We start from the raw sequence: 12,861 nt of genomic DNA on the forward strand, positions 1-12,861 counted from the left end.
TGAAGGCATCATGATATAATGGTGGAGAAGATCTAAATGGAGTTGAGAATAAAGTGGAGTATGATTACTACAATAACCCTGAAACTTGGATTGGTGGTTTTTATGAGCTTTCGATGGAATATTTTCCTTCAGGGGATAGTAAAAGGCTCAATATAGCTCTCGAAGCATTGTGTAAAAATGCATTAGTTAAAGGTCTATGGAAAGAAAAAGGGGATTACCCAAACCAATCAATATCTTTACCTATACATATAGAAAATCAAAGTAATAGCCAATTTTACGGAACATTATCTCTATCAAATGGTATTGAGTTACCTTGTGTTATTTTTGTTACAAGAATAGAGACTGAGTCAGATTGGTTAGACATCGCTATACCACAAGCGTCATTTGAAAAGATTTTTCCATATAAATATCCCCTTACATATAAGTTAAACCCATGGTTGAATAAAATTGATGAGATATATACGCGATTAGCAGAAACCATTTTCGCCAATTCACCATTTGATTTGGCAATGATAGGTGAAGAAATTACAGGTTACACAAATCAAGAAGAGATAACTGTTAAAATTGTTAAAAATTTCACTTGTATACTTCCAAACCATTTGCAAAGACAACTAGGGCTTGAAGGAGAAGGAAAAGAATTGTCTAACAAACTTATTCTGAATAACATTTAGAGAGGTATTTAATGAAAAATATTAACGTGGATTTAGTTGTGAAATTGATAAATGAACAATTCCCCAAATGGTCTTATCTAGCAATCAAACCTGTAAAATTTAGTGGGCATGATAATAGAACTTTTCATTTAGGTGAGCAAATGAGCGTAAGGCTGCCAAGTGCGGCCAGCTATGTTCCTCAAGTGGAGAAAGAACAAAAATGGCTACCCATCTTAAGCAAAGATCTTTCTTTACCAATTTCTACACCATTAGCTAAAGGTAATCCTAGTGAAGAATATCCTTGGCCTTGGTCTATCAATGAGTGGTTAGAGGGAGAGTCATTGACTCACAAAAACATTCATGACATTAATCAATTGGCAAAGGACTTAGGAGCATTTTTAATTGAATTACAATCGATTGATGCTAGTAAAGGCCCTATAGCTGGCGAGCATAATTTTTATAGAGGTGGATCTTTAGCTGTTTACGATGAAGAATCTAGAGATGCTATTGTGCGTAATAAAGATGTTTTTGATGAACACTTATTAATAGAGATTTGGGATCTGGCCTTGGCTACTAAATGGAATTCAAAAGCAGTTTGGGTTCATGGTGATGTAGCACCAGGTAATTTATTAGTTAAAGACGGTAAGCTTTGCGCAGTAATTGATTTTGGAATATTAGGAGTGGGAGATCCTGCTTGTGATGCTGCAATGGCTTGGACATTTTTTGATGAAAAGAGTAGAAAGACATTCAAAAATACATTGAATATGGATAAAGAAACGTGGAGAAGAGCAAGAGGTTGGGCTCTCTGGAAGGCTTTAATAACATACTCGGGAAATAAAAATACTAACAGAGCCATAGTAGAAGAATCATACAAGGTTATTAATATCATCGTAGAAGATTACGTAAGAGAGAAAAACGGTTAAATTTCTTTCCTTCCTAAGCATCAATCGAATAGAAGTAGAAATGTAATGAAGACAATTATACAAGCATTTTTTTGTTCATTGATAATACATATAATATTATTCATCTATACTTTTGTTGGGGATATATTAAAACAAAATTTTACAAGCCAAATATATTAAACGAATATGACCCTGTTGTTCAAACGGATCTGGTATTCGCTTTTATAGGTTATGGTTCCCCATTAGTCTTTTTAGGCATCTTGTTTATAAGTATTATCTATTATGTGCTTTTATTATTATATTGATAAAAAAATATATTAAACCTTATTTTAAATTACGCAGTTTGTAGTGAAAAATAAAGTAAGAGCGTTCATACAACACAAGTGCTGCTTAAATTAACTAATTCAAAGAAAATATTACTCCAAAAAGAATATATTAATGAACTTATAAATTGCTCTTACTTCAACGCAGGAGGTAGATAGATGAGGCTTATATTAGAACTGATTCGTATAATTTTTATTTTTTTACTTTTAGGTGGTATTATGGGAAGCATTGTAAAGCAAATTTACTCACAATTTGATATCAATGTAGATAATACTACTGGTGGTTGGTTAGTAGGGATTTCTATTCTTATGCTATTATTTGTCTTGTATCGTAATAAACTTCAGTTTTCAGGATTCTATAAGGCCAAGAATCAAGTGAAATTACCAAAAATAATGAGCTATACGTGTACTATTTTTGCTATTTCAATGCTATTTATAGCTCCATTTTTCGCATAAAATAATGCTTCATTTATCAATCAGCTGTTAAAAACTACACTAAAATATTTCTATAAAGTCGTTTGAAAATCTAAGTTTAACAACAATAACGTCTTATTACGGAGAAGTTAATACGGATTTGCAATTATCGGCTACGCTGAACTAAACATGTATTGCCGGAGTGAGACGGATTTAAGCATTTTGTTACGCGAATTGTTCAGCTGATAATATTGAATAATCTCACTTTGAGAAATTCCCAATTCTAGATTTACTTTTTATTTGAAGAATGGTACACTTAGTTCTGTTGAATAACAATATATTGTGTTCGTTTTATTAAGGTACTACTATATGTAGTTTAAAAGGGAAGTTCGGTACAATACCGACGCTGTCCCCGCAACTGTTAAGCTGACGATGATTAAAGCCACTGTGCATTCGCATGGGAAGGGGATCAAAGAATGAAGCAAAGCCAGGAGACCTGCCTATATGAAACAAATCAATCATTTCTTCGGGGAATAAGAAGTGGGAACGTAAACATTCTTATGTATTTTTAACGTTCCCATCTTAGGCTGTCTCTCTTAGAGATAGCCTTTTTATATAATGAAAAGAGGTATATATATGAAACTTTATACGAAAACAATCTGTCCTAAATGTCTTTGGGTAAAATCTGAATTACAACGTGCAGGACTTGAGCCAGAAATTGTGAACATTGATCACGATGAACAAGCAAAGCAAACAATTATTGATGCAGGCTTTTTAAGCGTGCCTGTTCTTGAATATAACGAAACATTTATAGGAGATGTAACGGAGATTGTTTCTCAAATTGAGCTGATTGCACAATGATTGTTTATGCAAGTCGTACTGGCAATGTCCGAAATATAGTCTCCAAACTAAAGGTAGAATCAATTGAAATCTCTGAGGGATTATTATTGAGCGAGCCTTATCTATTAATTACATATACTGACGGTTTAGGTGATATCCCTGTAAAAGTGACTCGTTTTTTAGAAGAAAACAAGGAATTGTGTAAGGGAGTAGTTGTCAGTGGCAACAGTAACTTCGGACATGCGGTATTTGGAGGTGCTGGTGAGAAAATCGCAGCAACTTATCATGTTCCCTTAGTGCGTAAGCTAGATTTAAGGGGATATCAAGCTGATTATGAAGCAATACAAACGTTTTATGAAACGAGGGTGATGGGATGAAAACATATTTAAAACTTAATAATGATGTACTGAATAGTTATAGCACAACTGGTCAATTAGAGTTAGAAAAAGATCGTGAAGCAACGCGCCGTTACTTTTTAGAATATGTAAATGTGCGTTTACGTTACTTTATTGATATCGAAGAAAAAATTCGCTATTTAGTCGATGAAGGTTACTATGAGAAAGAATTTATCGATATGTATGATATGGAATTTATTAAACAGCTGTACAAAAAAGCATATGATTATAATTTCCGTTTCCCATCCTTCATGAGTGCAAGTAAGTTTTACGATAGCTATGCAATGAAAAGTCGTGACGGGGAAGAAATTTTAGAAAAATATGAGGACCGTATTGTCATTATTGCTTTGTATTTAGCACAAGGTGACACTACACTAGCAGAACGTTCCGTCGAAGCTATGATGGAAGCATATCAACCTGCAACGCCAACAGCATTAAATAGTGGGAAGAAAGCACGTGGCGAATTAGTTAGCTGTTTTAAACTATCTATGGATGACTCCATGAATAGTATTGCTGAAAATATTGGTTATTGTTTGGAACTTTCACGCCTAGGTGGAGGAGTTGGGGTGAACTTAACGGATTTACGTCCATTAGGTGATCCAATTAAAGAGATTTTAAATCGTGCAAGCGGTGTTATCCCAGTAGCCAAACTACTAGAAAATTCATTCAGTTATTCAAATCAGCTTGGACAACGAAATGGTTCGGGAGTTGTCTATCTAAATGTATTCCATGCGGATATCGAAAATTTCATTTCATCAAAAAAACCGAATGCGGATGATAAAATTCGTCTAGCAACTCTATCAACAGGCATTATTATTCCAAGTATTTTCTTTGAACTTATGAAACGAGATAAAGATATTGTATTATTTAGTCCTTACGATATTTATAAAGAATATGGCAAGCGTATGTCTGAGATTTCAATTACAGAGATGTACTATGAGTTACTAGATAATCCGAATATCCGTAAGATTAAACGTTTGAATGCGCGTAAACTTTATACAGAAGTAAAAAAAGCGCAATTTGAATCGGGCTATCCGTTTGAAATTTTTGATGATAATGTTAACGAAGTACATCCACTCAAAAATATCGGTCGAGTGAAAATGTCAAACTTATGTACAGAAATTTTACAAGTACAGGAAACAAGCATTATTACTGACCAAGATAAACCAAATGAATACGGGCTAGATGTATCTTGTAACTTAGGTTCAATTGATATCCATGCAGCGAGTAAAGTAAAGGATTTTGAAAAGTTAGTCGATACAGCTATGCACCTTTTAACAAATGTGTCTCAAATGACGCACATAAAGAATGTTCCGTCTGTCGCAAAAGCAAATAAATTAATGCATTCAGTAGGGCTTGGTTGCATGAATCTACATGGCCATCTTGTTACCGAAGGAATCATGTATGGCTCGAAAGAATCTGTTGATTTTATGGATTGCTTTATGGAAGCGATGAACTATTATTCTCTCAAATCATCAATGGAAATTGCCAAAGAAAATGGCGAATCATTCTACCGATTTGAGGATAGTGATTATGCTTCAGGTATCTATTTCGATCAATATGTAAATAAAATCGAAGAAGAAGTATCACCTGTTGTGTTAAAAGCACTTGGAAATGTTCCAATCATAACGACAAAGATGTGGGAAACGTTAAAGCAAGATGTCATGCAATACGGTTTATTCCATTCATATCGTTTAGCTATTGCACCAACTGGTAGCATTTCATATATTCGTAGTTGTACGGCATCAATTGCTCCAAGTACAGAGCGTGTAGAGGTACGTGATTATGCGGATAGCCGAACAATTTATCCAATGCCACATTTAACAAATGAGAATAGTCATTTATATGTAGAAGCATACGATGTTAATCCATACGACTTAATCGACTTATACGCAGCTTCTCAAAAACACGTAGATCAAGGTATTTCGATGACGCTTTATGTAACTGACAATTGGACAACAGAACAATTGGCGAAAATTTACATTTATGCATGGACAAAAGGGATTAAGTCCGTTTACTATGTTCGTCAACGATTACAAAGCTTAGAGGAGTGTGTAGCATGTCAAATTTAATCTACGAGGCGGTCAATTGGAATAAGCCAACGAGTGAACTTGCACAAGTATTTTGGGACCAGCAATGGAAGCAAATTTGGTTCCCTGAAGAAATAGCAGTAAGTAAAGATGTCAAACAGTGGCAAAGTTTTGAGCATCAGGATACGTATAAAAAAGTATTTGCAGGATTAACGTTACTTGATACAGTTCAGACAAATATCGGGATGAATCGTGTTGCAGCATATACAACTGATTTACAAGAAAAGGCTGTTCTTACCGTTTTTGATGCTTTTGAGGCGATACATGCCAAATCCTATTCCTATATATTCACTACGCTTTGTACGAACGAAGAAATAGATGAGCTATTTGAATGGGTAAAGAAAAATGAATATCTACAATATAAGGCAAATAAAATTGGGGATATTTATAACAGTATTGAAGAAGGAGATTCAGAGAGTTTATGGAAAGCAATGTTCTCGTCCGTTATGCTCGAGTCTTTCCTTTTTTACTCTGGCTTTTTCTACCCATTGTATTTAGGCGGACAAGGTTTCTTGAGAAATAGTGCAGAAATCATTTCGCTTATTTTACGCGACGAATCAATTCATGGTGTAGCAGTTGGATTCTTTGCTCAAAATTTATTTAAGCAGTTTTCAAAAGAGAAACAAGAAGAGTTAAAATTATGGGGATATGAATTATTACTAGATTTATATCAAAATGAAATGAATTATACCGATGACGTCTATGCTGAAACAGGTTTATCTCCTGAGGTAAAAGCATATGTACGCTATAACGCCAATAAAGCGTTAATGAATGTCGGATTTGAATCAATGTTCCCAGAAGAAGAAGTTAATCCAATTGTTATGAATGGTATTCGTAATGAAGGCTCCACATATGACTTCTTTTCACAAAAGGGTTCTACGTATGCAAAAGCAAAAGTAGCACCTATTACAGATGACACATTTAATTTTAATCGTTAAGGATGAATAATAATGAACTTAGACGTAAAAATCAAAAGAATACACACTGATGCATTGCTTCCTATGCAAGCCAATCCTGGTGATGCAGGAATGGATCTCTACTCAATCGAAGCTGTAGAAATTCCAGCGGGAGAAGCCAAACTAATTAAAACAGGTTTGCAAATTGAATTACCACAAGGAACGGAAGCTCAAATTCGTCCGAGAAGTGGATTAGCATTAAAACATAGTGTAACTGTTCTTAATAGTCCAGGCACAATTGATGAAGGCTACCGAGGAGAAATCGGTGTTATTTTAATCAATCATGGTAAAGAAACATTTATAGTAGAAAAATCAATGCGTATCGCTCAAATGGTTATTCAGTTTGTCCCTTCAATTCAACTACTTGAAGTAAATGAGTTATCTCAGACGGTACGTGGAACAACTGGTTTTGGAGCGAGTGGTACCAAATAGGATTAATATATAACATTCAATCCAAAGCAAGAAGAGTAAAAGCACAAAAGGTCATCCTTTTGTGCTTTTACTAATTTTAAACATGTATTTTTAGTTGATTTGCTTGAAGTACTTTATTCCCGTTCTATTAGTAATATATGCGCTAGTCCAATACAGTATTCACGTCTCTTTTATAAGTTCATACAGTAGTGAACTCCGCTATATACCCGAAGCCCTTATATTGCTTATGCAATAGATAGTACACAGAAGCAGGATAATTATAATAATAATAACTAACTAAATAATTCATGATTTCACTAAATACAATATACGTACATAATAAATTAAGGGGAATCAAAATGAAAAACTATATTATCGTATTTATAGTTTTAATATTGATTAGTGGTTGCTCTCAAACAACTTCAAAAGAAAGTAAACAGTTTATTGAAATTATTGGTGATATATCGGTATCTAAAATTGAAGTTATTGATGGGCGAACTGGGAAAAGACATAATATAACTGAAAATGAAAAGATAGAGCAGTTATACCAGCTTCTAAATGAAAGAGAATATAAAGAATTGAAAAATCATGAAAAAATTAAGGGATATATTTATAGTGCTGTTCTATATTCAGGCAATAAAGAATTTAACATAACCTTTTTAGGTGATGAAATTGACATCAATAGTACTTATTATGTACTGAATAATCCGATATTAGAAGAAGATATATTCAAAATTTTAGATTAAGGTAGACTGATAAACAGCTAGGAGGTTGATATTTACAGGAGTTTTAATCCCATTTTGAATAAAATTTACTCCAATGCTACAACAACTTAACTAGAAAAACATGATATTGAAACAACTAAAAAAGCATCTCCATCGGAATAATGATCACCCTGGAAATGCTTTTTGTGTTTATGGAATTGAACTTGTAATTTGTCTTTTTTTGTTTTAGTAGTTCTTGTATGTGTACTAAATGCCACTTCTCCGCGTTGTGTTGTTACATCTTTGCCTAAATTGCGTAATACATGCTGTCTACGACGTTTTGCTTTTGAGATAGCCAAATGATATCACTCCTTCTTTGAATTGCCTTTAGCATACATGAAGATAGAGATAGAAGCAATACATAGAGTACTTAACACCCCATTTTAATTGTTTGAAACACACTTAGGTAACTCTTGGTTAGAGCCAATTAGTTTACATTATTAAAGACTTCAATTATTATTATCTAATTGCGACAAACATTATCCAAGTTAGACTGTATTGAAAGTTCTTAAGTAAATTAACCTATAAATGTATTTAGAAAAAAAAGAGGTGACATTATGCAAATGAAAAAAGGAGTGGAACAGTCTATCTCGGCTATTCTTATACTCAATCTATTGCCCGATAAAGCAGTATTACCAGGAGAAGCCATTAGTGAACAGTTGGGAACTTCCGTGACTTATTTTCGAAAATTACTAAGAAAACTAGTATGTGCTGATTTAATCATGTCCGTACCTGGAGTAAAGGGTGGTTTCCGATTAAATAAAAAATCTGAGGATATTCGAATCTATGATATATACCTTGCAATCGAGGGACAGCAATCGCATTTTGCACCAAGTGATGTACTAGATGATGTATTGAATTTAAAGGAGAAAGGTAGTTGTCGTTTGATTACTGAAATCATGGATGAAGCTGAAACGGCATGGCAGTCAGTTTTGAAGAACAAAACCATCGCGAAGTTATCAGAAGAATTACAACAAGAACGTTTTGCAAAAGAAGTTGAGATGTTACAACAATGGGTGAAAGAAAAGATGGTTTTATAAGACCTAGACACCCTTTTTGGAGGAAGTAAATATGAATCATTTTCAGTCACATCAGGGATTTTCGCATGCATTTAAGGAAAATCGATTAACACTAGGTTTAGCTTTCCCTTTAGAGGCATATACAGGGAGCACTCCTCAAATGGATATTGATGATCAAATAAAGTTAGCGAAACAAGCAGAAGATTACGGATTTGCTGCGTTATTTGTGCGAGATGCCCCTATTTATGATCCGAACTTTGGTGACGTCGGCTTTCTATATGATCCGCTAATGTTTTTAACATATGTCGCAGCGAATACAAAAACGATTGCACTTGGAACGTCGAGTATTGTGACACCGTTGCGAAATCCATTGCATTTAGCAAAATCAGCGGCAACATTAGATCAATTGTCAAAACAGCGTTTCTTGTTTGGCACGGCGACAGGGGATCGTCCGATTGAGTTCCCAGCATTTAAAGTAGAATCAGAGAATCGATCAGCCCTGTATCAAGAGAGTATTTCCGTTATGAAGACCGTGTGGAACGAGACATTTCCACAAATTAAAACTGAACATGTTGTATTGACACACGGCGATGTTGTACCTAAGCCTGCTTTACAGGATATACCCGTATTTGGTACAGGTTATTCAGGACAGACGTTAGAATGGTTAGCAAAGAATACAGATGGCTGGCTCTTCTATCCACAAGATGTAACAAGTCAGCGCAACTTAATTCAAAAATGGCGCCATGCTACTGACACGTTTAAGCCATTTATTCAGCCAATCACAATTGATTTGTCTGCCAACCCCAATGAAGCACCAAAACCAATTCAAGGCGGATTCCGAGCAGGTCGGAATTTTATCGTTGATTATCTTTCTGCATACGAGACAGCAGGTGTTAATCATATTATGTTTGGATTGAAGTATAGTCAGCGTCCTGCTGCAGAAGTCATTCAGGAGTTAGGTGAATTTGTTGTTCCAAAGTTCCCGGCTATTAAATAGAAACTTTGTTTAAATGGTCGAAATTAGAGCACTATGCATTTAACTATAAATATAGTAAGTCGAATTTTAAAAAAGAGAAAAGAGATGAAAAAAATGATACCAAGTTTAAAGCGTATTAATGAACTAGCTAAAAAACAACGTGAGAGTGAATTGACAGCTGCTGAAAAGGTAGAGCAACAAGTATTAAGAGAAGATTACTTACGTGAAATTCGTGGACAAGTACTTGAAACTTTCTCAGGGATGAAGGTTATGGATCCACTAGGAAACGATGTAACTCCAGAAAAATTACGTTCTGAAAGAAAAATTGAATCCAACGATTAAAGGGGAGTTTGCACTATGAGATTAAGCGTATTAGACCAAGCACCTGTTACTGGGGGACATGAAGAAAAAGATGCCGTTACAAAGGCGGTAGAACTGGGAGTACTTGCTGATGAACTAGGATATCATCGTATGTGGATGGCTGAGCATCATAGCTCAAGGACTTTCGTCAGTGCAGCACCTGAAATTATCGTTAGCCATATAGCATCACGAACTAAGAATCTTAGAGTTGGTACAGGTGGGACAATGATGATGCATTACTCACCGCTAAAAATGGCTGAAGTCTTTAAAACACTTAGTGCACTAACACCTGGACGTATTGATTTTGGGGTCGGGCGTGCACCGGGGGGAGATCAACTTTCGATATTAGCTTTATCAGAAGGTCGTCAGCCAATGTATCACAATATGTACGAGAAATTTGAAACTACCCTTCAATTAATTAATGATGAAGTACCTGCAGAAGATTTGTATAAGCAAACAATTGCTGCACCATCTGGTATCGTATTACCCGAAGCATGGTTATTAGGTTCTAGTGGTAATAGCGCCTTAAAAGCTGGCTCTTATGGTGTAGGGTATTCCTTCGCGCAATTTTTTAACGGAATGATGTCGAAGGAAATTTTAGATACTTATAGAAAAAGTTTTAAACCATCTGTCTATATGGAAAAATCCGAAATAAATGTTTGTTATATGGTGACAACTGCTGAAACGCGCGAAGAAGCTGAATTTGAAGCAGGACCATATGATCTGTTTAGCTTGTTCTTTATGCGCGGCCAGATTATACCAATGATGACGCCAGAAGAAGTACAAAATTATCCATTGACGGAAATGGAGAAAATGCAAATTCAAGATAACCGAAGACGTCATCAGGTCGGTTCTGTAAAAGAAATAGCAACTTTTTTGGAAGCAGAACAAGCTAAGTATGGTTTTGATGAAGCGATGATCTGTAGTATTCCGAATTCCCAAGAGAAGCGTTTAGAAGTATATCGCTTATTGGCGCGTGAACTTTTATAAATAAAGTGTGAATCTGGTTATTTTGACATGATAGATGGATGATTTCAATAATAATATGAGCTATATAGATGTTCTTGATTTACGATATCAAATGTAGAAATAGCAACTAAAACCTTTTCCAAACTAGATAACACAGAATATTGTATGAATTTGGTATTATGGAGATGTCTTTTTTTATCCCTAAAATTATGACTAGATTTAATTGAAATAGAAGTGTTTCATTAGTTGTTCGGAGCGAAGGCGGCGACTCCTCCGGGAACAGCACGAGCGGAAGCACCCGGACTGAGCGAAGCGAGGGAGAAAGCTGGAGCCGTGCCCGCGGAAAGCGTCCGCCGTAGCGGAGAACAACGGCTACGAAGTAAACTAAAAAACAAAGCCTCGAAGATTTTACTAATCGTAAAATTTTCGAGGCTTTTCATATTTGAGGTTAGTTGTTTGTCCCAGCCTCATTCATGTTTATTGCGTGTTTAATTTCGATAGAACAGGGACATTTTGGACTGATGTATCTGAAGTTACATTATTTTGAGCACCTGTTGGATCGAATTCATTTTCTGATTTTGCTACGATTACAGTTGCAACCCCATTACCGATTAAGTTAGTTACAGCACGAGCTTCAGACATAAAGCGGTCAACACCTATTAGTAAAGCAATCCCTTCAACAGGAATCATCGGGAAGGCAGCTAAAGTTGCAGCTAGCGTGATGAAACCTGAGCCTGTAACACCTGCAGCTCCTTTAGACGTTAGCATCAACACCCCAAGTAACATAACTTGTTGCCAAATTGATAGAGGCACGTCATAAGCTTGTGCGATAAACATCGCAGCCATTGATAAGTAAATGGACGTACCATCAAGGTTAAAGGAATAGCCAGTTGGTACAACTAATCCAACTACTTGCTTCGAACACCCGTAGTTTTCAAGTTTCTTCATCATTGATGGTAATGCTGATTCAGAAGATGAAGTACCTATTACTAGGAAAATCTCATCTTTAATATAGGCGATAAATTTGAAAATATTAAAGCCAAAGTATTTTGCAATCGCACCTAAGATTAGGACGATGAATAAGAACATTGTAATATAAACAGATACCATAAGAAGTCCTAAATTAAATAGTGATTTAACACCGAAGTTTCCAATAGTATAAGCCATTGCACCGAATGCACCGATAGGAGATAGCTTCATCACCATACCGATAATTTTAAAGAAGATTTCTGATGTTTGTTCAAATAATTTAATGACGGGTTTTGAAGCCTCTCCAAGTGAAGCAGAAGCAACACCAAACAAAATAGCACAGAATAGAACCGGTAGTAACTGTCCTGCTGCAAGAGATCCGAAGAAGTTATCCGGAATGATACTCATGATAAAACCAACTAAGCCTTCACTTTCAGCAGCTGCAGTCGTATATGCTGACACATCGCTTCCATTTGCTGCAGAAGTATCTAAACCTTTACCAGGTTGTACAAGATGAACGACTAGTAAACCAATCGCTAATGCGATCGTTGATACTACCTCGAAGTAAAGTAGCGCTTTCCCTCCGATTTTACCAACCTTTTTCAAATCACCCATATTCCCAATACCGATGACAACAGTAAGGAAGATAATTGGTGCGATTAACATTTTTATCATTTTGATGAAAATGTCAGCTAGAACTTTTAACTTGGCGCCAAATTCGGGGAACACTGCTCCTACGACAACACCAAGTAAAATGGCGATAATTACTTGTACAGTTAGGTTTTTAAAATTGATTCTCAAATGTGTACCTTCTTTCTATAAT

General features: G+C 35.4%; 15 protein-coding genes and 1 riboswitch. Of the genes, 13 read left to right on the forward strand and 2 right to left on the reverse strand.

Going from position 1 to position 12,861, the window contains the following annotated elements; genetic code table 11:
- Positions 1–53 precede the first annotated feature (53 nt).
- The 9 genes from MHH85_RS08810 to MHH85_RS08850 all read left to right on the forward strand — a co-directional run bounded on the left by MHH85_RS08810 (position 54) and on the right by MHH85_RS08850 (position 7,727).
- The gene (locus tag MHH85_RS08810) at positions 54–671 is read left to right on the forward strand and encodes a hypothetical protein (RefSeq protein WP_340706728.1); all 618 of its coding nucleotides are present in this window, start codon (positions 54–56) and stop codon (positions 669–671) included.
- A gap of 11 nt (positions 672–682) precedes the next feature.
- On the forward strand, positions 683–1,573 hold the full coding sequence (locus tag MHH85_RS08815; protein ID WP_340706729.1) for an aminoglycoside phosphotransferase family protein: 891 nt from the start codon (positions 683–685) through the stop codon (positions 1,571–1,573).
- Positions 1,574–2,034: 461 nt separating this feature from the next.
- The gene (locus tag MHH85_RS08820; RefSeq protein WP_340706730.1) at positions 2,035–2,331 is read left to right on the forward strand and encodes a hypothetical protein; all 297 of its coding nucleotides are present in this window, start codon (positions 2,035–2,037) and stop codon (positions 2,329–2,331) included.
- 298 nt (positions 2,332–2,629) lie between these two features.
- Positions 2,630–2,807: riboswitch (cobalamin riboswitch) on the forward strand.
- A gap of 118 nt (positions 2,808–2,925) precedes the next feature.
- Entirely contained in the window at positions 2,926–3,150 is a 225-nt protein-coding gene (locus MHH85_RS08825) for a glutaredoxin family protein (RefSeq protein WP_053415453.1), read from the forward strand.
- Complete coding sequence (nrdI, locus tag MHH85_RS08830; RefSeq protein WP_053415452.1) at positions 3,147–3,506, forward strand: class Ib ribonucleoside-diphosphate reductase assembly flavoprotein NrdI; 360 nt, start codon at positions 3,147–3,149, stop codon at positions 3,504–3,506. The genes MHH85_RS08825 and nrdI overlap by 4 nt, the downstream gene beginning before the upstream one ends.
- Complete coding sequence (nrdE, locus tag MHH85_RS08835; protein ID WP_340706731.1) at positions 3,503–5,596, forward strand: class 1b ribonucleoside-diphosphate reductase subunit alpha; 2,094 nt, start codon at positions 3,503–3,505, stop codon at positions 5,594–5,596. Before nrdI ends, nrdE begins: the two co-directional genes overlap by 4 nt.
- Positions 5,584–6,552 (forward strand): class 1b ribonucleoside-diphosphate reductase subunit beta, encoded by a 969-nt coding sequence (gene nrdF, locus MHH85_RS08840; protein WP_193739693.1) that lies wholly within the window; start codon positions 5,584–5,586, stop codon positions 6,550–6,552. Before nrdE ends, nrdF begins: the two co-directional genes overlap by 13 nt.
- 12 nt (positions 6,553–6,564) lie before the next feature.
- The gene (gene dut / locus MHH85_RS08845) at positions 6,565–7,002 is read left to right on the forward strand and encodes a dUTP diphosphatase (RefSeq protein WP_193739692.1); all 438 of its coding nucleotides are present in this window, start codon (positions 6,565–6,567) and stop codon (positions 7,000–7,002) included.
- A 338-nt stretch (positions 7,003–7,340) separates the two neighbouring features.
- Positions 7,341–7,727, forward strand: coding sequence for a hypothetical protein (locus MHH85_RS08850; RefSeq protein ID WP_340706732.1), 387 nt, complete (start codon positions 7,341–7,343; stop codon positions 7,725–7,727).
- An 86-nt stretch (positions 7,728–7,813) separates the two neighbouring features.
- Here MHH85_RS08850 and MHH85_RS08855 read toward each other — a convergent pair whose 3' ends face one another.
- Positions 7,814–8,044, reverse strand: coding sequence for a hypothetical protein (locus MHH85_RS08855; RefSeq protein WP_193739689.1), 231 nt, complete (start codon positions 8,042–8,044; stop codon positions 7,814–7,816).
- A gap of 258 nt (positions 8,045–8,302) precedes the next feature.
- Between MHH85_RS08855 and MHH85_RS08860 the strand changes: the two genes are divergently transcribed.
- The 4 genes from MHH85_RS08860 to MHH85_RS08875 all read left to right on the forward strand — a co-directional run bounded on the left by MHH85_RS08860 (position 8,303) and on the right by MHH85_RS08875 (position 11,090).
- Positions 8,303–8,785: an RrF2 family transcriptional regulator gene (locus MHH85_RS08860; RefSeq protein WP_340706733.1), complete on the forward strand. Its 483-nt coding sequence runs from the start codon at positions 8,303–8,305 to the stop codon at positions 8,783–8,785.
- Positions 8,786–8,816: 31 nt separating this feature from the next.
- The gene (locus tag MHH85_RS08865) at positions 8,817–9,761 is read left to right on the forward strand and encodes an LLM class oxidoreductase (protein WP_340706734.1); all 945 of its coding nucleotides are present in this window, start codon (positions 8,817–8,819) and stop codon (positions 9,759–9,761) included.
- Positions 9,762–9,854: 93 nt separating this feature from the next.
- The gene (locus tag MHH85_RS08870) at positions 9,855–10,082 is read left to right on the forward strand and encodes a DUF896 domain-containing protein (RefSeq protein WP_193739686.1); all 228 of its coding nucleotides are present in this window, start codon (positions 9,855–9,857) and stop codon (positions 10,080–10,082) included.
- A 15-nt stretch (positions 10,083–10,097) separates the two neighbouring features.
- On the forward strand, positions 10,098–11,090 hold the full coding sequence (locus MHH85_RS08875; RefSeq protein ID WP_340706735.1) for an MsnO8 family LLM class oxidoreductase: 993 nt from the start codon (positions 10,098–10,100) through the stop codon (positions 11,088–11,090).
- A gap of 456 nt (positions 11,091–11,546) precedes the next feature.
- On the opposite strand, the gene MHH85_RS08880 is transcribed toward MHH85_RS08875, so the two are convergent.
- Positions 11,547–12,839, reverse strand: a complete 1,293-nt coding sequence (locus MHH85_RS08880; protein WP_340706736.1) for a dicarboxylate/amino acid:cation symporter — start codon at positions 12,837–12,839, stop codon at positions 11,547–11,549.
- Positions 12,840–12,861: the final 22 nt, after the last annotated feature.

The organism is Viridibacillus sp. FSL E2-0187, from assembly GCF_038006425.1.
Taxonomy (GTDB): Bacteria; Bacillota; Bacilli; order Bacillales_A; family Planococcaceae; genus Viridibacillus; species Viridibacillus arvi.

What these genes read in the sequence shown, in the direction of transcription:
- MHH85_RS08815 (WP_340706729.1), top strand. Translation starts at nt 683, where the DNA reads ATGAAAAATATTAACGTGGATTTAGTTGTGAAATTGATAAATGAACAA.
- MHH85_RS08820 (WP_340706730.1), top strand. Translation starts at nt 2,035, where the DNA reads ATGAGGCTTATATTAGAACTGATTCGTATAATTTTTATTTTTTTACTT.
- MHH85_RS08825 (WP_053415453.1), top strand. Translation starts at nt 2,926, where the DNA reads ATGAAACTTTATACGAAAACAATCTGTCCTAAATGTCTTTGGGTAAAA.
- nrdI (WP_053415452.1), top strand. Translation starts at nt 3,147, where the DNA reads ATGATTGTTTATGCAAGTCGTACTGGCAATGTCCGAAATATAGTCTCC.
- nrdE (WP_340706731.1), top strand. Translation starts at nt 3,503, where the DNA reads ATGAAAACATATTTAAAACTTAATAATGATGTACTGAATAGTTATAGC.
- nrdF (WP_193739693.1), top strand. Translation starts at nt 5,584, where the DNA reads ATGTCAAATTTAATCTACGAGGCGGTCAATTGGAATAAGCCAACGAGT.
- dut (WP_193739692.1), top strand. Translation starts at nt 6,565, where the DNA reads ATGAACTTAGACGTAAAAATCAAAAGAATACACACTGATGCATTGCTT.
- MHH85_RS08850 (WP_340706732.1), top strand. Translation starts at nt 7,341, where the DNA reads ATGAAAAACTATATTATCGTATTTATAGTTTTAATATTGATTAGTGGT.
- MHH85_RS08860 (WP_340706733.1), top strand. Translation starts at nt 8,303, where the DNA reads ATGCAAATGAAAAAAGGAGTGGAACAGTCTATCTCGGCTATTCTTATA.
- MHH85_RS08865 (WP_340706734.1), top strand. Translation starts at nt 8,817, where the DNA reads ATGAATCATTTTCAGTCACATCAGGGATTTTCGCATGCATTTAAGGAA.
- MHH85_RS08870 (WP_193739686.1), top strand. Translation starts at nt 9,855, where the DNA reads ATGATACCAAGTTTAAAGCGTATTAATGAACTAGCTAAAAAACAACGT.
- MHH85_RS08875 (WP_340706735.1), top strand. Translation starts at nt 10,098, where the DNA reads ATGAGATTAAGCGTATTAGACCAAGCACCTGTTACTGGGGGACATGAA.